A 16,529-nucleotide genomic window follows, 5' to 3' on the forward strand; every position below is an offset into this window, starting at 1 on the left:
GTTTCCATTAATTCCACTTCCCCGAAGGGAAGCGACTCCCCCCCATTATAACCCTTACCCAGAGCGGGATCCAGGGGCCTAGATCGACAGGGTCTCGTTTTCGGCTGCAATTTCCCCTTGTTTTTCTCCGCTGAGGGGCCTGAAACCCTTGCCCAGAGCGGGATCGACCGGGTCAACGGAAGAATCAGGGTTTGAGGCTTGTCGCCGACCCTGTCGCTAACCATGTTGGTGTAGAAATTAACATGGATCCCTGTGTGGAGGTTGCTGGGGAGCTGCTCCTGAGACGCTGAAGTAGGGGGCCAATGGGGCGAAAAAAGGACTCCGTCCCGCTGGCGCGATGAGAGGCTAGGGAGCAACGACATAGCGATCTTGGGAGAGGCGCTCGTTACCCCGATACACGCTCACCTGCAAATGCTGGGGATCCAGCCGGTGCCCCTCTACACGGATGGGTGGGATCCTCAGGGCGTGGCGGGATCCCCGTCCCAGCACGGACACAATCAGGTTTGGGCCGCGGATCTGAACTCGCAAGCGCACCGGCCAAGGGAAAGGGTTGCGCAGCTTGAGGTCGGCCAAGCCGTACCAAACGGTGGCATCTAAGCCAGGGGGCACCGACTCTACCTGCCGGTAATGGGGGTGCCTCTCCACCACCTCCAGCCCTGCCAACAGAGCGGCATTGTAAAGGCTAGAGGACACCTGACAGATTCCTCCCCCAACCGAATCCAGGGTTTCGGCCACCATAAACACCGGCGCGGGCACATAGCCTCGTTCCAGGCTGCGCGGCCCCACCACTTGGTTGAAGGAAAAAATCACTTCTGCCTGTTCCTGTGAGCGTGTCGCAGGCATGATGTAAACTCCATCCAGGCTTTGGACGGCTCGGCGAATGTTGTGGAGTTGAGAAGGAGTGCGCTCCTGCAAAGAAGTAACGTATTGGCTTAGGGTTGTTGGCGTGGGATCCGTCCACCACAAGGCCAGAAGGGCCAGTAGCGCCCCCACCAGCACAGCTAACCTTTGCAGGCCAACCTTTCCTCTCACCTCACACCTTGCCCGTCAGAAGGGGTTTCAAGGACTCCGTCCGAGTAGCGCGAGCGGGCAGTTGGCGGGAACCGGTCGCGACCAGCAGCTCTTGGGCGCGGGTACCTGCCGGCAACGTGCGGGATGGGCGTAGGGCCACCAGAGCAGAGCCTTGAGCATCCACCTGAAAGTCACCACAGTGGAGGAACTCGCCATTATCCAGCTTGAGCCAGAGGGAGTAGCGCTCCCCCGCCACCGGTTGGGGCAGATCCCGTGCGGCCAAGATAACCTCCTGCCAGTCTCCTGGGCGAAACAGCACATTGGCCGTCCCCGCCTCCCCCTGCAAATGCACCAGACGGGATCCCGGCTGTTGCAGGAGATGAGACAATGCTCGCACCGGCTCTAACTGGGCCAGTTGCAGTGCTTGCCGCAGTCGCCAGTTGTCCAAGCTGAGCAGAACCAAAATTGCCGCCACCAAGCCTCCCAACCAGCGCCACCCCACCCCAAAAGCAGGCAGTGGAGAGTGAAGGGGGACTGCCATCTCCTGCTCGCGTAAGCCGATAGCCCCCACCTCTGCCATCACCTGGTCGCGCAAGCTGGCGGGCGGGAGCACTCCTGGCAATCCGTAGGGCAACAACTCCAAGGTTTCTTGCATAGCTTGCAGTTCGGCCGCCAGCCGAGGGTCTTGGGTTAGGCGTGCCTCTAGAGCACTCACCTGTTCAGGAGATAAGTCCCCCAGCAGATAGCCGGCCAGTTCTTCCCGTTCCTCTGTTAAAGGGGGCGAGGTGGATAAGGACTCCGTCCCGCCGACGCGAAAGGACTCCGTCCCGCCGACGCGAAAGGACTCCGTCCCGCTGACGCGATCAGACATGGCCATCCCGACACCAGAACTCAACTCCAAACCTAGGACTCCGTCCCGCTGACGCGAAAGGACGCGGTCCCGCTAACGCGAGCAGAAACCCAGAAGGGCGCGCAGGGATCCCCGCAATTTGCAGAGAGCTTGGCGAGAGCGGGTCTTAACCGTCCCCAACGGGATCCCCAATTGGCGAGCAATGTCTGCCTGGCTCAACCCTTGGTAATAGAGCAACTCCAGGATCTGCCGTTGGTTTTCGGGCAATTGGCTGAGGGCCGCTTGCACCGCTTGCCGCCGCTCCTCGATGGAAACCTGCTCAAAAGGGAGCGGGATCTTGCTATGGGACTCCGTTCCGTCAACACGAACGGCGCTGAGAAGGGTTTGCCAGCGTTTCAAAAGAAGTTGGTGGCTGCCCTGAGAACGCAGACGGTCAATGGCCCGCGAGCGGGTCAGCACGCATAAAAAACTGCTCAGGGATCCCCGCCGCTCGCGCGACTCGGACGGAGTCCTTGGATCACAGCCAACCTTGCGCCACAGCTCGACAAACACCTCCTGAGTCAGGTCTTCTGCCTCGGCCACGTGGCCCAGGATCTTGAAGGCCAGCCCATAGACCAAGCCGGCATAGCGATCGTAGAGCGCAGCCAGAGCAGCAGGTTGCCCCGCCTTGAGCGCTTCCATCAGCTCCCAATCGGCGCGGGATGACCAATCTCTCACCCGCTCACGCCAGCGGGACGGAGTCCCTGGTTGCTCACCCATGCTACACCCAGTTTCGCCCCACACAACTAGAGGATAAACCTGCCCGATCGCGCCAGCGGGACGGAGTCCTTAAGTCTACCCCCTCAGCCACGACGGGCCGCCCATTCCAGGCTGAGCAAGGCTGTGTTCACCAGCAAGGCCAGGGATCCCACCGCCAGGGATCCGGCCAAGATCTTGTCGTAGCGACCGGCCTGGGCAATGCCATCGAACAGCAGGGTGCCCAGTCCTCCCGCCCCAAACTTGGCGCCCACGGTGGCAATGGCAATGGCCACAATTGCCGCCAGCCGCAGCCCTGCCAAAACAATGGGCAGCATGAGCGGCACCTGCACCTGCCACCACCGTTGCCAGAGGTTCATCCCCATGCCCTTGGCAGCTTCCAGGATGGCAGGCTCGACCGAGCGCAGGCCCACGCAAAAATGGCGCACCAAGATCACCTGCGTGTAGATCACCATCGCCACCACCACCGAGCGGGCATTCAGGCCAAGCCAGGGCACCAACAAAATGATCAAAGCCAGGCTGGGCACTGTGTACAGGATGCTGAGGATCCCCATGACCGGCAGGGCCAACCAGCGCACGTGGTGAACCAGCAGAGCCAGCGGCACCGCCAGCACCACCGCCATGCCCAAGGTCATCCCCACCATCGCCAGATGCTCTTGGGTGAGCTGCCACATCAGGCCGGGGTGGTTGAGGAGATAGCTCACGCGGATCCCCCCTCCAGCATGGCCAAGCTGCGAATGTGATCCAAGGTCAAAACGCCGATGGCCCGCCCGTCCTCCCACACCGTCAGGGCTGCCGCCCCTGTGCGCAACAGCAGGGACAAGGCTTGCCGCAAAGTGGCCTGGGGCCTCACCATCGCTCCCTCTTGGATTTTGTGGTTGTGCGGGATCCCGGCCATCGCCGTTTCCACCCGCAGCACACTCAACTGCCGTACCATGTCATCTGCCCCCAGCAGTTCCCTGACAAAGGGAGTAGCCGGCTGGGTGAGCAGCCGAAAGGGAGTGTCGAACTGCACCACCCGCCCCTTCTGCATCACCAAAATGCGATCCGCCAGGCGCAGCGCCTCTTCCACATCGTGGGAGACGAACAGGATGGTTTTTTTCAATTGCCGTTGCAGGCGCAGGATCTCCTCTTGCAGCTTGCTGCGGGTAATGGCGTCGATGGCCCCAAAGGGCTCGTCCATCAGCAGCAGCCCTGGATCCCCGGCCAGCGCCCGCGCCAGCCCCACCCGCTGCTGTTGTCCACCCGACAGTTGGGCAGGGTAGCGGTTTCTGTACTCATGGGGGGGCAGATTAACCAAGCTGAGCAGCTCGTCCACCCGCTCGCGGATGCGCTCCTTCGCCCATCCCAAAAGTCGCGGCACCACCGCCACATTCTGGGCCACCGTCATGTGGGGAAACAGCCCCGATTGCTGGATAACATAGCCGATCCGCTGCCGCAGAGCCGTGACGGGAAACTGGCGGATATCCCGCCCGTCCAAGCGAATCTGCCCCTGGGTGGGATCCAGTAGGCGATTCACCATTTTCAGAAGGGTGGTTTTGCCGCAGCCAGAAGGCCCCAAAATGACCACCAACTGGCCCGACTCCACGGAAAAACTGCACTCGTCCACAGCCGGCTGGGAACTGTGGGGAAAGCGCAGCGACACCCGCTCGAACTCAACGGTGCTCACCTCAGGGCCTCGTGCAAGGGCAAGATTATTTCTTCAGGATGCCGGCTTCCACCAAGAAAGTTCTGGCCACCTCCGCCGGCTCCTTGCGGTTGCCGCTCACCTCGTAGTTCAACCGCTGCATCACCTCATCCGTCAGCAGAGGGGAGAGGGCATTCAAAGCAGCGGCAATGCCGGGGTTGGCCTCCAGGGTATCCTTGCGCACCACCGGCGCCACCTGGTAGGGGGGGAAAAGCTGCTTGTCATCCTCCAGCAGCACCAGGTCAAAGGCGGCAATTTCCCCATCGGTGCCAAAAGCCACCGCCACATCCGCTTCCCCATTGACCAAGCCCTGGTAGCGCAGGCCGGGATCCACTGCTTTGTAGGCCTTGAGCCGGAAATTACCGTAGACGGCTTGGATCCCGGGTAGTCCATCTTCGCGGGCTTGAAACTCCGGCGGCCCGATCATCACCAGCTCGCCCGCTTTGGCCACCATGTCCGAGATGGTGGCGATGCCCAGCTCAGCCGCTCTAGTTCGGGTCATGGCCAGGGCCTGGGTGTTGTTCAGGGGGGCGGGATCCAGCCAAATCAGTTGGAACTGGCTCTCGTACTCGCGGGCCACCGTCGCGTACACCTCTGCCGGGTCGCCGCTGGTGGGCAGTTTAAGCACCGTCAGCAGGCCGGTGCCGGTGTACTCTGGGTAGAGATCGATCTCGCCGCTCAGCAGGCCCGCATGAGCTACCGGCGTGCCCCCCAGGTTGAGCTTGCGCTCCACCGTGAACCCTGCCGCCTCCAGGGCCAAGGCATACATTTCCCCCAGAATAAACTGCTCGGTAAAGTCCTTGGAGCCGACGATGATGGGCCTGGCGAGGCCCCTCTGGGGAGCGAGAACAAGAACCGCCAGCCCCGACAGGGCTAGCAGGGCCAAGCGACGAGTGGTTTTCAGCATAGGCAAGGGGAGAAGGGATCCCAGGCTAATGACAAGAGGCCCTGCCGAGAGCGTTCCGGCCTGGGCCAGGAAGTTTCGACTGTTAAGTCACCATTAAACCATTATTTTCCCTGAGCCGTAACTGCAAGAACCAACCGTAGAGATCGCCAGTACGGTCACTGCAAGTTGGTTTGAAATAGCCCAAGTGTAAGGACTCCGTCCCGCTGGCGCGATCAGCACCGCCCCAGCCCCTCTCCCAGGGGAAAAGGGGAGTTCGCAACCTAGGTTGAGAGGTTTACCCCCATTGACAACAACCCTGCTGTGTCGCTGGGGTCTCGGAGGAGTGGTGAACAACGTCCAATCAGCCTCCGCTGGGGGCCGGGAAAGAGCCTGTTACCGCGCGGATCTTCTGTCGCCGCCCGGCTCGCTCGATCTCCAGCTCCAGGGTGCTGCCCACCTCAGTGCGCTCCACCTCCTGTTGCACCTGATCGGCTGTGGTTACGGCACGACCATTGATGGAGAGAATGACATCCCCAGACCGCAGCCCTGCCCGTTCCGCCGGGGATCCCTGGATGACTTCGCCAATCAGTACACCCTGATCCACCGTTATCAAAATGCGGCTATTGGGATCCTGGTTGAGGCGCTCCTTCAGCTCTGGAGTCAGCGTGAGCATGCGGATGCCCAGGTAGGGGTGATCCACCTTGCCGCGAGTGATCAACTGATTGGCCACCCGCTGGGCCGTCTCAATGGGGATGGCGAAGCCCAACCCTTGCGCTCCCTGGATGATGGCGGTGTTCACCCCGATCACCTCCCCTTGAGCGTTGAGCAGCGGGCCGCCGGAGTTGCCGGGGTTAATGGCCGCATCCGTTTGGATAAAAGATACCCGCTTGTCAGGCACCCGAATCTCCCCGCTGGAACGGCCCAAAGCGCTGATGATCCCAGCCGTAACGGTGTTATCCAAACCCAGGGGGTTGCCGATGGCAATGGCCCACTGGCCCGGCTCCAGGGTTTCCGAGCGCCCCAGCTTCACGGTCGGCAGGTTCTGGGCGTTGATCTTCACCACGGCGATGTCCGTAACCGGATCCGAACCGATTACCTGCCCATCAAAGCTGCGGGTATCCTTGAGCGTCACCGTTACCTTGTCGGATCCCTCGACCACATGGGCATTGGTGATGATCTGGCCGTCTGGGCTGATGATGAACCCAGAGCCGGTTCCCTGCTGTCGCCGCTGCCGAGGGATGGAAGGGATCGCTTGGCCAAAGAAATCCCGGAAAAAGGGATCGCTGAAAAACTCCTCCGGAAAAGGGGCAGGGGCGCGCACCGTCCGCTCAGCATCGATGCGAACCACCGCCGGCCCCACCTTTTGCGCCACATCGGCGATGAAATTCAGGTTCAGTTGGGGCGGAGTTGCCGTCGTCTGGGCAGATACCCCCTTGCCCCCCACCAGAGCCGCTCCCAGCCCAATGCCCAGCAGCACCAGCAGCACTGACGAGAGAAGAGACTTCCAAGTGGAGATGGCAAAAGGCTGGAAAGAGGATTGAGCAGGTTGGGCGGAAGCTTCTGACCCGGGAGAGGGCTGGCCCGGCATGGATGTTCTGCGCTTCATAGCTACAAGAAGAGGGTTGGGATGCTGCAAGACTTCGGCCCCACGCAGGGGAAGAAACCTAGAGCCTAATCTAACATGGACAGCAGGGATCCCAGAGTGGGCAACCCTAGCGTTTTTCCGTACTTCTATCTGGAGCGAAGAGCAGCGGAATCTGCTCACCTGAGGTAGCCCATTTCCATTCAGTTGGCTTTGATCAAGATAGGTAAAAGATAGGTAAGGCCCGAAAGGCTCCCGGTTTTGTCCGGTTTGCAGCTAGCGTAGGAATGATGAATGGGGGTAAGACCATGACCAACCCAGCCAGCCGCCTGTTGGCTCCTCTGCTTGGCGGATTGCTCTCAGCGCAGATGGCCGCCCCAGTTTTGGCCCAAATGGGGCCCTTGCCACCACCGCCTGCCGGTGAGGGATGGCGTCCTGTGAATCCTCGCCCCCTTCCCCCTGGCCCTCAACCCCTGCAACCTGGCCAGCCCTTTCAACTGCAAACCACGTTGCTATTGCGCTCTGGGGATCTGATCCAGGCGGTGCATCGCTCCCCAGAAACCCTCTTGATTGCCCCTGGGGAAACCCGCGCCGTCAGCCTTAGCTTGGATACCCCTCTGCGGGACATCTACGGCAACACGGTCGTCCCGGCGGGGGCCGTTTTGGAAGGCCAATTTCAGCCGGTGAGCGGCGGCACCCAGTTTGTCTCGCGGGCCCTGATTTTCAACGGCCAATCCTACCCCCTCTATGCCCAGAGCCAGGTTATCCCGCTGCGCAAGGATCCCCGCCACACTTCCGGGGAAGCGATTGTGCAAGATGCCTTGATTGGGGCAGCTGCGGGGGCCATCTTGGGAGGCTTGTTCGGCGACCGCGTGATCTCGACGGAGAAAGTGCTGGGCGGAGCGGCGGCAGGGGCTGTCATCGGCAATGTGACGGCACCGGAAGTGGCGGTGATCGACGCCAATGCCAACTTGACTCTGACGGTCACCCAAGATTTTCAGCCCTACCTGCCCTAGCGAGCTTCTGAAAACAGCTCTGGCCAGGGATCCCTTTCTAGGGACTGGCGGTGAGCCGATCCAGAATCTCCTCGTGGGAGAGGCCCTTGCGCACCCATTCCTCGCAGTGGTGCAGCCGCTGAGCCGTGCCGATGAGGAAGCGGTTGAGATCGGCCCCCAGGGATTCGCAGGTGGTCTGCACGCAGATGAGATCCCGCCCCGAAAGCAAGGAGAAGAGGCTGGCCAGCATTCCCGCCTCCAAATATCCGGCAGGCTCTCGCCGTGCAGAAGGTTCCTCCGGGTTGAAGCTGGCGCGAGCGGCAAGGGCAAACCCGGAATTGCGGATCCCGGCCTGAACCAAGCCGTGGTCGGCGGCGGAAAAATCCAGCTCCAGGCGTCCCCAGCCGTGGGTAGCCCAGAGATCGCTGAGGGCATCCAGGAAGATCCCCATCGGCAATTCCTGCAGCGGCTGCTGGTAGTAGCCGGAAAGCTCGTCTTCAATACGGCGGAAAAACGCCTCTCCCCAATCGCGGCCACAGTTGTAGAGAATGACGCGGGTGGCTTGGCCGGTTTCGTAGCGCAGGCCGGAGTAGAGAGCTTCCAGCAGGGGCATGGGAAAGGCCGCCAAGCGGTATCCTCCGCGGCTGTACAGCAGTCCGGTGTGGATGTCGGGGCGGATGTAGTGGGCGGGGCTGAAGCAGTGTCCGGGCAAGATCTGGTCTTGCAGAATCTCTTGCAGGGTAGTCATGGCTATCTCACAGGGGGATGGACGGATTTGAGGGCGGCTGGAACTTGGCCTTTTGGAGTGAAGGGATGAATGTCCGGTGGATTGGCAAAACTAGGGAATCCATTGAGGGCGAATGGACTCAGTTAACCAGCATGGATTTGGCCAAAAGCAGATAAGGGCGGATCATCTCGCTCTCTTCTGCCCCAAAGATGTAGGTCAGGGAGTCGAGCATCAACTTGTAGGCGGGCTGGCATTGGTCGCGCATCTTGAAGGATTTCAGGATCGTCTCCAGCCAGTAGAGCAATTTATCCCTCAGGTAGTCTTCGTCGTTGAGCAGCATGGCCATGCAGCAGTAGCGCCACACCATGCTCAGATCCCGGCGGCAGCGCTCCCAGGCCAGGTGACCATGCTGGCGGATTAAATTCGGCATCATCGGCTGAAACTTCTCCATCACCCGATCCAGCAACTCTTGTTCTTTGGCCTGGAGAACCTGGTAAAGGCGGACCCGCTTCGGGATCCCTTCCACGTAGGCGTGTAGAGTTTTCAACTCGTCCGGGCGCAGATAGCGGCCTTCGCTTTGTTGCATCAGCTCGGCAACCCTTGAATTCATGGACAGATCCTCCGTTAGTTGGCTTCACACAAACATTTCCGCCAAGGTGAGAGCCCTCTCCGGCGGAACTGTGGGCAGGTCAACCTCGGCCTCAGACCTAGAAGAAGAGGAGGAAGGGAACTGGGCCTGAGAAGTGGCGCAGACAGCTTGTAGCTCTTGCCAGTAGGGGGCAAGCAAACCCTGCTGATCCGCTGGCAGGGATCCCTGAACCACTGCCCGTAGCTGAGCTATCGCTTGCGTCAACCCTAGGTACTGTTCCATCGCACCAAGAGTTACCTGCTGCACAGGGGTGGGATCCCCCAGCAACAGACTCAGGCCCAGGGAGCGCAAGCAAAAGGCCAATTGACGAGCCAAGAGGCGCTGAGCCGGGGTTAGAGAAGGTTCTGCCCCCTCTCTGGCGGGATTGCTGCTGGGCAACGCTGTCGCGACGGGGGTTGGCCCCTGCTGTTGCAAAACCTTTTGGATCCAGGTCAGCTCTTGCTGTTGTAAGACTTGGTAGAGCTCCAGCCGTTCTTTAAAAGAGAGCGAGTAACGAATCAGGTCTTGCAGATCGTCGGGTGTTAAGTAATCCCCTTCTCGCTCGGCAATGCGTTCTGGCCAAGAGTGAAGGTCATCCATGGGTGAAGTCTCCTTAGAGCACGGATCGAGAGAGCACAACTGAGAGCCCTGAACAAACCAGAGCTAGAGCAAAGCTCCGCCAAACAAGGCGGCAAAATCCTCAAGGGTAAAGGGATCCTCTGCCGGCAATTCCGGCAGCGGCTCTGAGCGTGGGCAGATGCCCGACCAATTGAAGCCGGCAAAAAACTGTCCCACCGATTGGGCAAAGAGCATGGGGGACTGCGGCGGCGGCTCTTGAGCAAAGGGAGCCTTGGCCGGGGGTCGGTTATCCCAGTTCAACCCCTGCAAAAAGACCGCCAGCGGCTGGGTTAAGTCCAGATCGGTGTCTAAGTTGAAGGTGACCATGGGCGTTTCTCCAAAGTGTCGAGGGATCCCAGAGAGCCTTCAAAAGCCACAAGCAAGCCTCACAACTGGTGCAAACGCTGCTCGATCTCGCGGGCGCTGGCCCCTTCGGTGATCCAAAAATTGGCGGCATCAATGCGTTCTTGCCCGCCCAACAGGAACTTGCAGTAGGTTTCCCCCATGGCGTAGCACTGGATCTCGATGCAGGCCAGCTCGCGGGAAGTCATAGCGGTGAAAAACCCGGCAAATAGCCCGGCATAGAGATGACAAACCGGCTTGCCCACATCCCCAAGGGTGCGAGCCACCATCGAGTCAAACAAGTTGATAAACAGGAAGCCTTTTTGTTTGGATTCGGTTTCCACCTCCCACTTGCCCCAGCCCTGAGCCGTAAAAGGCCACCACCAAGTCTCCAGCAAAAACAAAAGGTTGGACTGTTTTACGCCAATCCCATACTCCCGCTCGTACCACTCGGAGAAGTGCTTGGCATCGCGGATGCCCCAATCTCTGCCAATGGTGTACATCACCGCCGCCGAAGCATCCCCCACCTCCCGTTCCAAGCCTGTTTGCAAGCCCACAATAAAGTCTTCGCTGAGCAGGAGATTTTGTGTGTTGTTCCAGTCGATGATCGTGCCCTGATCTCGGTTGAAGCGGAAGAAATCGCGGTAACTGTAGTGGGCATGCTTGTCGCGGCCCACAGGCATGGTGACTGCAGGACGGGGATCCGGTCGAGATGTAGTGGCCATGGCGCTCTCCTGATAAAAAATGGATAATTCTAGATTGCAAAGCAACAGGATTTGGTGGGATTTGTAGGGATCAACTGGGCCAGACAATGCCAATGAGTCAACAAAATGAATGGCTAAGCATTCGATAAACTTGGTCAGCTATCTGAGGGATCCAACATTGTTCAACTCTTGTTTGATTGTTTATAAAACAACACCTGCCGAGCTCAAGGGATCCCTGAATATCGACAATCCATCAAACTTCCCGAGTTTGGGCCAGCGTATTGCCAATGATGCGGAAGTCCTCATTTTCTAGCTGCTTAACAGTAGAGCGAGTGATGATCTTGCCCTGCTCCACCAAAACCTTCCCCGTCCGTGGGTGCAGCAGGTCTTGTTCGGCCCGCCGACCGATGAGCACTTCGATATCCCTCAGCGAGTTCACGTACATCCCCGGCGGCAGCTCCACCACCACGCCATCGGAAACCACCCGCGCCTGACAGGCCAGCCGGGAATTGCTGCGGGCGCTGGTAATGGTCTCCAGAGTCTTGGCCTCGCGGGGGGTGATGGGAGTGAGGCTTTCCATTCCCTCTTTGACGTAAACATGACAGGTGGCACAGAGGCCGCGACCGTTACATTCCCGCGAGACATGCAGCTCCTCCGACAAAATAGCCGACAGAAGATTGCTGTAGGTATCGACCTCTGAGACACGAGATAAAGGCTCTAGCCGGATTTGTTTAACCATAGATGGGATCCACATTAAGGGCAGACAAAAAACTCCGGCGGGCAGGATCTACTGCATAAGCAACGCAAACAAATCACAACAATTAACTCCCTTCCCCTGCAGCCCCCTTGCAGGTCTACAGCAACACCTGAGTCCCCAGTCAATCAAACCAGAGCACTTCACCAGAGCACTTCAAATGATGAGCCCTGCACCTGTGACCCTGGGAGAGGCTGCATTCTTTACTTAACTTATATTCTGGATCTGGAGCAGGTTATTCTGGATGGAAGTGTCATAATACTTATGGAAGTGTCATAATACTTAACTACGAATAAACACGGAATTTTTTTTATCGGCTAGAAAGTTACAAAGTGAAATCACGTAAATTGGAGAAAATGACAATCCTTTCGTAAATATTTATCGCAGATCTCCCCCGGTCGTTCTGTCGGCAAGGTAAATCTTAAGTAGAACCTTCACGGTCTTTTATTGGCAATTTTGTTACAGAAGGATGTGCTGAAGTTTGCCGTAAAAGCGTATTGAGCCATTCGCTACTCTCTTGGCCATTTCTTTAAAGTAGCCCCTCGTTTTGTCTGTTTTTGTCAGTTCTGTCGATTGGGAGCTATTGCCATGGAACCACGCCAGCGGGATCCGCAAACGTTGCAAAACCTGTTGCGGGCTGCCTACCAACAGCTTTTGGAACGCCAGCCCTACCAGCACGAGAAAACAGGAGAACTGGAGAAAATCGAGCAGGACTTTCTCCGCGGGCGGATTGGGATCAAACGTTTGGTTCGTCAAATCGGGGGATCCCGTCTTTATCAGCGGCTGTTTTTCAGTGCCGGCTGCAACACCCGCTGTGTGGAGCAGGGTTTCAAGCACTTTTTGGGGCGGGCCCCGGCCAGCAAAGCTGAGGTGGCCACCTACCACGACATTTTGGTGCACCAGGGCTTGCAGGCCATGGTCAATGCCTTTATCGACTCGGAGGAGTACCGCCACCAGTTCGGCAACGACCATCTGCCCCACCCCCGCCAACGGCTGAGCGGCCACCCACCTTTGGCCTACTTGCTGACAAACCAAATGCACCGGCGCCATGAGCTGGGGATGCAGGGATCCCCGCTTTTGCACAGTTTGGCGGCGATGGAAGTGGGGATCCCTTAGGCAGTGGGGCCGGGGAGGAAGTCGAGGGTATAGGCTTGGCGAACCTCCAGACCCGCTGCGCCGATCCCCAGGGCCACCATCTCCTGAAAGTAGGTTTGCCAGCGCTGGTGGGTCATGGCGCCGATCCCCAGCGTGGCGGCATCTCCACTGGTGAGAAGGCCGTAGTCTTTTAGGGCTTGGTGGGCGTAGGCCAGGAGGGCCTCGCTCATGTTGGGGTTGTCTTGGCGGATGAGGCGATTGCCGGGGCGGGGATCCTCTAGGTAGCTCTGCCAGCCCTGGATGGAGGCAGCTACAAATTTTCGCACCTGCTCCGGGTGCTGTTCGGCAAAGGGGCGGGTGGTCTCCAGGGTGGTGGCGTAGGGGGAATAGCCGTAGTCGGCCAGCAGAAAAACGACGGGATCAAAGCCCCCCTCCTGGCGCACGCGGAAGGGCTCGGAGGTCACATAGCCCTGCTGAGCAGAAGACTTGTCCAGCAAGAAGGGCGTGAGGCTGAGGTTGTAGGGGCGCTTCTGCTCGTCGGTAAAGCCAAATTTGGCCCGCAAAAAAGGCCAGTAGGTGAGGTTGGCCCCCGGTGACACCCAGATGGGCTTGCCCCGCAGGTCTTCCAGGCGCTCGATGCCCACCCCTGGATGGGCCAAGAGACACTGGGGATCCTTCTGGAAAAAGGCGGCCACGGTGAGAACAGGGATCCCAGCTTGCAGAGCCGCCAGAGCGTCGGGGCTGCCGCCGAGCACAAAATCTGCCGCTCCCCCGGCTAGCAGTTGCAGCACGTTAACCGCCGTTCCCCCCATGCGGATTTCCACCTGCAGACCGTAGTCGGCGTAGATGCCGGTGGCCAGGGCTTGGTAAAAGCCGCCGTGTTCGGCCTGGGCGTACCAGTTGGTGACCAGTCGCAAGGGCCGGGATCTGGCCGAAGAGGGGCGGGAGCCCGCTCCTACTGCTAGCAGAGCAGCTCCACTGGCCAAAAAACGCCGCCGCGGCCAAGGCTCTGGAGTTACACCGGACATAGGCAGGGATCCTCAGGCAGCCACGCTTTCAGTATCTCGCAAGTAGACCAGTTTTTCCTCAGGCTGGCCACCCCTTGGAAGAGGAGCTGTTGGGAGGCGTCTTCGATTTATATTTGCAAAGCAAGCGGGATCCCCTTCTTACAAGGGGCAAGATCGACATTACAAGGGGTAGGGCATGGGCAAGGTGTATCTAGTGGGGGCAGGGCTGGGCGGGCGGGCGGGCCTGACGCAGGGAGCACTGGAGATCCTACGGCAGGCTGAGGCTATCTGGATCGACGAGCTGGTGGATGAGCGCTTGTTGGCAGAGTTGCCGCCGCAGGCGCAGGTGTGGCGACGCTCTGGGCCAGGAAGCCTCCAGGAGGGCATCCACTGGCTCATCCAGCGCTGCCGAGAAGGCAAACAGGTGGTTCACCTTAAGTCGGGGGATCCGCTGATTTTTGGCCGCGCTCGCGAGGAGATCCAAGCCCTTAGGGAGGCGGGCTGTCCCTTTGAGATTTGGCCGGGGTTGTCGTCGGCCCTGGCTGGCCCCCTCTGGGCAGGGATCCCGTTAACGGATAAACACTTGAGCCGCGCTTTTGCCGTTCTCACCGCCCACGAGCTGGAAGCTCTGCCCTGGGGCGCTTTGGCCCAGTTGGATACTTTGGTGATTTTGATGGGATCCCGGCAGCGACAGCACATTGGCGCACGGCTGATGGAGTCTGGGATCCCGGCAGACCGACCGGTGGCCTTGATCTGGGGGGCGGGGCAAGCAGAGCAGCAGGTGTGGGTGGGCACCTTGGCGGAGCTGCAGCAGGAGGCGGGTCAGGCGAAGTTGCCGGGTCTGCTGGTGGTCGGGGAGGTGATCCGGTTGCGGCAGGACTTTTTGCCGGGGATCCCTCCTTTGCCTCCGCCGGCTCCCCTGGCAGGCAAGACGGTTCTCGTCACCCGTTCCGAGGGGCAATCACCAGCTTTTCGGGAGCTGCTACAGGCCCAGGGAGCGCGGGTGCTGGAAATGCCCACCCTGGTGATCCAACCGCCCACCTGTTGGGATCCCTTGGATGCCGCCATTGCCCGCCTGGGCCAATTCAACTGGCTGTTGCTGACTTCGGCCAACGGGGTGCAGGCTTTCTTTGAGCGGTTGCACCGGCAAGGTCGGGACAGTCGGGCTCTCCACCCCGTACAAGTGGCGGTGGTGGGATCCAAGACCGCTTCCGTGCTCGCCCAGTACGGCATCCATCCCGATCTCATGCCCCAAGAGTTTGTGGCCGAGGCCCTGCTTCAAGTTTGGCCGGAGCCGATCTCAGGGCAGCGGATTCTCTTTCCCAGAGTGGAGTCGGGAGGCCGGGAGGAGGTGGTACAGGGTTTGCGGCAGCGAGGGGCAGAGGTGGTGGAGGTGGCCGCCTATCAGTCTGCCTGTCCGGCGACAGCGGATCCCCAGGTGGTGGAGGCTCTGAAGGCCCGTCAGGTGGACATCCTCACCTTTGCCAGCTCCAAGACGGTGCAGCATTTTGCCCACTTGATCCGGCAGGCAGGGCTGGGCCCAGAGGTGTGGGATCCACCGGTGCAGATTGCCGCCATCGGCCCCAAAACCGCCGAAACCTGCAAAGCCGCATTCGGTCGGGTGGATATCGAAGCGCAGGAGTATACTCTGGAAGGATTGGTGGAAGCCCTCATCCAAGCGACCAACCGTTTCACCCAGCCTTTTCAGGCCGTTCGCGGTAGCAGTTCACAGCACCCAAGGGCTCCTCTATAATGAACCCGCCCATGCCGCCCGCGTCAGCCAGCCGGGCATCCCAAGCAGATACACCCAGACACCATGTGGCAGACGGCCAAGCTCTACGAAGACATTCTTTACGAAAAAACGGATGGCATTGCCAAGATCACCATCAACCGTCCCCACAAGCGCAACGCCTTCCGCCCCAAGACCATTGCCGAGCTGATTGATGCGTTTGCCGATGTGCGAGAGGATCCCCGTATCGGGGTGGTGTTGTTGACCGGGGCAGGGCCCCACAGCGACGGCAAGTATGCCTTTTGTGCCGGCGGGGATCAAAGCGTACGGGGCGAGGCCGGTTACCTGGATGAGGCCGGGATCCCTCGTCTCAATGTGCTGGATCTGCAGCGCATCATCCGCTCTTTGCCCAAGGTGGTGATTGCCCTGGTGGCAGGCTACGCCATTGGGGGTGGCCATGTTTTGCACCTCATCTGCGACCTGACCATTGCCGCCGATAATGCCATCTTTGGGCAAACCGGCCCTAGGGTGGGCAGCTTCGATGGGGGCTTTGGGGCCGCCTACCTGGCGCGAGTGGTGGGGCAAAAAAAAGCCCGCGAGATTTGGTTCCTCTGCCGCCAATACACCGCAGCCCAAGCCCTAGAGATGGGTCTGGTCAATGCCGTGGTGCCAGTGGAAGAGCTAGAAGCTGAAGGGATCCGCTGGGCGCAAGAAATTCTCCAGCACAGCCCCTTAGCCATCCGCTGCCTCAAAGCCGCCTTCAACGCCGACTGCGATGGGCAGGTGGGGCTGCAGGAGCTGGCCGGAGATGCGACGTTGCTGTTCTACATGACCGAAGAAGCTGCTGAGGGCAAACGCGCCTTTTTGGAAAAGCGCCCCCCCAACTTTCGCCAGTTTCCCTGGCTACCTTAGATAGTTTCCATTAATTCCACTTCCCCGAAGGGAAGCGACTTGCCCCCCAATTTTGTTGTTCTGGGGGAAACAGGAGGGTTTCCATTAATTCCACTTCCCCGAAGGGAAGCGACCTTGGGGGACTGTGAACTATGCCAAGGCCCTAGGAGTGCGGTTTCCATTAATTCCACTTCCCCGAAGGGAAGCGACTGACATACTGAGCGACTTGTACAGACCCTGTCTCTTATACCCATATGACGCATCCGA

General features: G+C 59.6%; 18 protein-coding genes. 4 read left to right on the forward strand and 14 right to left on the reverse strand.

The features are described from left to right. Window positions 1-345 precede the first annotated feature (345 nt). From NW838_RS13905 to NW838_RS13935, 7 genes are all read right to left on the reverse strand, one after another. Complete coding sequence (locus NW838_RS13905) at window positions 346-1,032, reverse strand: VanW family protein (RefSeq protein WP_414428237.1); 687 nt, start codon at window positions 1,030-1,032, stop codon at window positions 346-348. 1 nt (window position 1,033) lies between these two features. Next, the gene (locus tag NW838_RS13910) at window positions 1,034-1,888 is read right to left on the reverse strand and encodes an anti-sigma factor domain-containing protein (RefSeq protein WP_414428238.1); all 855 of its coding nucleotides are present in this window, start codon (window positions 1,886-1,888) and stop codon (window positions 1,034-1,036) included. A gap of 66 nt (window positions 1,889-1,954) precedes the next feature. Then, complete coding sequence (locus NW838_RS13915; protein WP_414428239.1) at window positions 1,955-2,620, reverse strand: sigma-70 family RNA polymerase sigma factor; 666 nt, start codon at window positions 2,618-2,620, stop codon at window positions 1,955-1,957. An 83-nt stretch (window positions 2,621-2,703) separates the two neighbouring features. Beyond that, the gene (locus NW838_RS13920; protein WP_414357578.1) at window positions 2,704-3,321 is read right to left on the reverse strand and encodes an ABC transporter permease; all 618 of its coding nucleotides are present in this window, start codon (window positions 3,319-3,321) and stop codon (window positions 2,704-2,706) included. Next, window positions 3,318-4,286: an ABC transporter ATP-binding protein gene (locus NW838_RS13925; RefSeq protein WP_414357579.1), complete on the reverse strand. Its 969-nt coding sequence runs from the start codon at window positions 4,284-4,286 to the stop codon at window positions 3,318-3,320. Before NW838_RS13925 ends, NW838_RS13920 begins: the two co-directional genes overlap by 4 nt. 25 nt (window positions 4,287-4,311) lie before the next feature. Beyond that, window positions 4,312-5,211, reverse strand: a complete 900-nt coding sequence (locus tag NW838_RS13930) for a glycine betaine ABC transporter substrate-binding protein (RefSeq protein ID WP_414428244.1) — start codon at window positions 5,209-5,211, stop codon at window positions 4,312-4,314. 340 nt (window positions 5,212-5,551) lie between these two features. Further along, complete coding sequence (locus NW838_RS13935) at window positions 5,552-6,796, reverse strand: HhoA/HhoB/HtrA family serine endopeptidase (protein WP_414428240.1); 1,245 nt, start codon at window positions 6,794-6,796, stop codon at window positions 5,552-5,554. A gap of 284 nt (window positions 6,797-7,080) precedes the next feature. Here NW838_RS13935 and NW838_RS13940 point away from each other — a divergent pair, with 284 nt between their 5' ends. Then, a complete protein-coding gene (locus NW838_RS13940) occupies window positions 7,081-7,788 on the forward strand; it encodes a hypothetical protein (RefSeq protein ID WP_414407806.1) in 708 nt (235 codons plus the stop codon). Window positions 7,789-7,825: 37 nt separating this feature from the next. Here NW838_RS13940 and NW838_RS13945 read toward each other — a convergent pair whose 3' ends face one another. The 6 genes from NW838_RS13945 to NW838_RS13970 form a co-directional block, all read right to left on the reverse strand. Next, window positions 7,826-8,515 carry a V4R domain-containing protein gene (locus NW838_RS13945; protein WP_414355987.1) on the reverse strand — a complete coding sequence of 230 codons (690 nt, stop codon included), beginning with the start codon at window positions 8,513-8,515 and terminating at the stop codon, window positions 7,826-7,828. A gap of 118 nt (window positions 8,516-8,633) precedes the next feature. Further along, window positions 8,634-9,104, reverse strand: a complete 471-nt coding sequence (locus NW838_RS13950) for a phycobilisome protein (RefSeq protein WP_414344046.1) — start codon at window positions 9,102-9,104, stop codon at window positions 8,634-8,636. A 24-nt stretch (window positions 9,105-9,128) separates the two neighbouring features. Further along, window positions 9,129-9,722 carry a hypothetical protein gene (locus tag NW838_RS13955; RefSeq protein ID WP_414428241.1) on the reverse strand — a complete coding sequence of 198 codons (594 nt, stop codon included), beginning with the start codon at window positions 9,720-9,722 and terminating at the stop codon, window positions 9,129-9,131. A 63-nt stretch (window positions 9,723-9,785) separates the two neighbouring features. Next, the gene (locus tag NW838_RS13960; RefSeq protein WP_414331880.1) at window positions 9,786-10,067 is read right to left on the reverse strand and encodes a hypothetical protein; all 282 of its coding nucleotides are present in this window, start codon (window positions 10,065-10,067) and stop codon (window positions 9,786-9,788) included. 59 nt (window positions 10,068-10,126) lie between these two features. Beyond that, a complete protein-coding gene (locus NW838_RS13965; RefSeq protein WP_011432222.1) occupies window positions 10,127-10,807 on the reverse strand; it encodes a V4R domain-containing protein in 681 nt (226 codons plus the stop codon). Window positions 10,808-11,039: 232 nt separating this feature from the next. Next, window positions 11,040-11,525, reverse strand: a complete 486-nt coding sequence (locus tag NW838_RS13970) for a 2Fe-2S iron-sulfur cluster-binding protein (protein ID WP_414355980.1) — start codon at window positions 11,523-11,525, stop codon at window positions 11,040-11,042. A 603-nt stretch (window positions 11,526-12,128) separates the two neighbouring features. On the opposite strand from NW838_RS13970, the gene NW838_RS13975 reads away from it, so the two are divergent. After that, entirely contained in the window at window positions 12,129-12,656 is a 528-nt protein-coding gene (locus NW838_RS13975; protein WP_414428242.1) for a phycobilisome rod-core linker polypeptide, read from the forward strand. On the opposite strand, the gene NW838_RS13980 is transcribed toward NW838_RS13975, so the two are convergent. Continuing rightward, the gene (locus tag NW838_RS13980) at window positions 12,653-13,663 is read right to left on the reverse strand and encodes an ABC transporter substrate-binding protein (protein WP_414344061.1); all 1,011 of its coding nucleotides are present in this window, start codon (window positions 13,661-13,663) and stop codon (window positions 12,653-12,655) included. The genes NW838_RS13975 and NW838_RS13980 overlap by 4 nt on opposite strands. Before the next feature lie 175 nt (window positions 13,664-13,838). On the opposite strand from NW838_RS13980, the gene cobA reads away from it, so the two are divergent. Together cobA and menB are read left to right on the forward strand one after the other, a co-directional pair. Continuing rightward, the gene (cobA, locus tag NW838_RS13985; RefSeq protein WP_414428243.1) at window positions 13,839-15,395 is read left to right on the forward strand and encodes a uroporphyrinogen-III C-methyltransferase; all 1,557 of its coding nucleotides are present in this window, start codon (window positions 13,839-13,841) and stop codon (window positions 15,393-15,395) included. A 63-nt stretch (window positions 15,396-15,458) separates the two neighbouring features. Further along, the gene (gene menB / locus NW838_RS13990) at window positions 15,459-16,283 is read left to right on the forward strand and encodes a 1,4-dihydroxy-2-naphthoyl-CoA synthase (RefSeq protein ID WP_414351307.1); all 825 of its coding nucleotides are present in this window, start codon (window positions 15,459-15,461) and stop codon (window positions 16,281-16,283) included. Window positions 16,284-16,529 lie beyond the last annotated feature (246 nt).

Source organism: Synechococcus sp. R55.2 (assembly GCF_047462075.1).
Classification (GTDB): domain Bacteria; phylum Cyanobacteriota; class Cyanobacteriia; order Thermostichales; family Thermostichaceae; genus Thermostichus.

Coding starts and splice junctions, on each gene's coding strand:
- menB (WP_414351307.1), top strand. CDS start 15,459: ATGTGGCAGACGGCCAAGCTCTACGAAGACATTCTTTACGAAAAAACG.
- NW838_RS13915 (WP_414428239.1), bottom strand. CDS start 2,620: ATGGGTGAGCAACCAGGGACTCCGTCCCGCTGGCGTGAGCGGGTGAGA.
- NW838_RS13965 (WP_011432222.1), bottom strand. CDS start 10,807: ATGGCCACTACATCTCGACCGGATCCCCGTCCTGCAGTCACCATGCCT.
- NW838_RS13930 (WP_414428244.1), bottom strand. CDS start 5,211: ATGCTGAAAACCACTCGTCGCTTGGCCCTGCTAGCCCTGTCGGGGCTG.
- NW838_RS13910 (WP_414428238.1), bottom strand. CDS start 1,888: ATGGCCATGTCTGATCGCGTCAGCGGGACGGAGTCCTTTCGCGTCGGC.
- NW838_RS13955 (WP_414428241.1), bottom strand. CDS start 9,722: ATGGATGACCTTCACTCTTGGCCAGAACGCATTGCCGAGCGAGAAGGG.
- NW838_RS13980 (WP_414344061.1), bottom strand. CDS start 13,663: ATGTCCGGTGTAACTCCAGAGCCTTGGCCGCGGCGGCGTTTTTTGGCC.
- NW838_RS13935 (WP_414428240.1), bottom strand. CDS start 6,796: ATGAAGCGCAGAACATCCATGCCGGGCCAGCCCTCTCCCGGGTCAGAA.
- NW838_RS13940 (WP_414407806.1), top strand. CDS start 7,081: ATGACCAACCCAGCCAGCCGCCTGTTGGCTCCTCTGCTTGGCGGATTG.
- NW838_RS13960 (WP_414331880.1), bottom strand. CDS start 10,067: ATGGTCACCTTCAACTTAGACACCGATCTGGACTTAACCCAGCCGCTG.
- NW838_RS13950 (WP_414344046.1), bottom strand. CDS start 9,104: ATGAATTCAAGGGTTGCCGAGCTGATGCAACAAAGCGAAGGCCGCTAT.
- NW838_RS13945 (WP_414355987.1), bottom strand. CDS start 8,515: ATGACTACCCTGCAAGAGATTCTGCAAGACCAGATCTTGCCCGGACAC.
- NW838_RS13975 (WP_414428242.1), top strand. CDS start 12,129: ATGGAACCACGCCAGCGGGATCCGCAAACGTTGCAAAACCTGTTGCGG.
- cobA (WP_414428243.1), top strand. CDS start 13,839: ATGGGCAAGGTGTATCTAGTGGGGGCAGGGCTGGGCGGGCGGGCGGGC.
- NW838_RS13970 (WP_414355980.1), bottom strand. CDS start 11,525: ATGGTTAAACAAATCCGGCTAGAGCCTTTATCTCGTGTCTCAGAGGTC.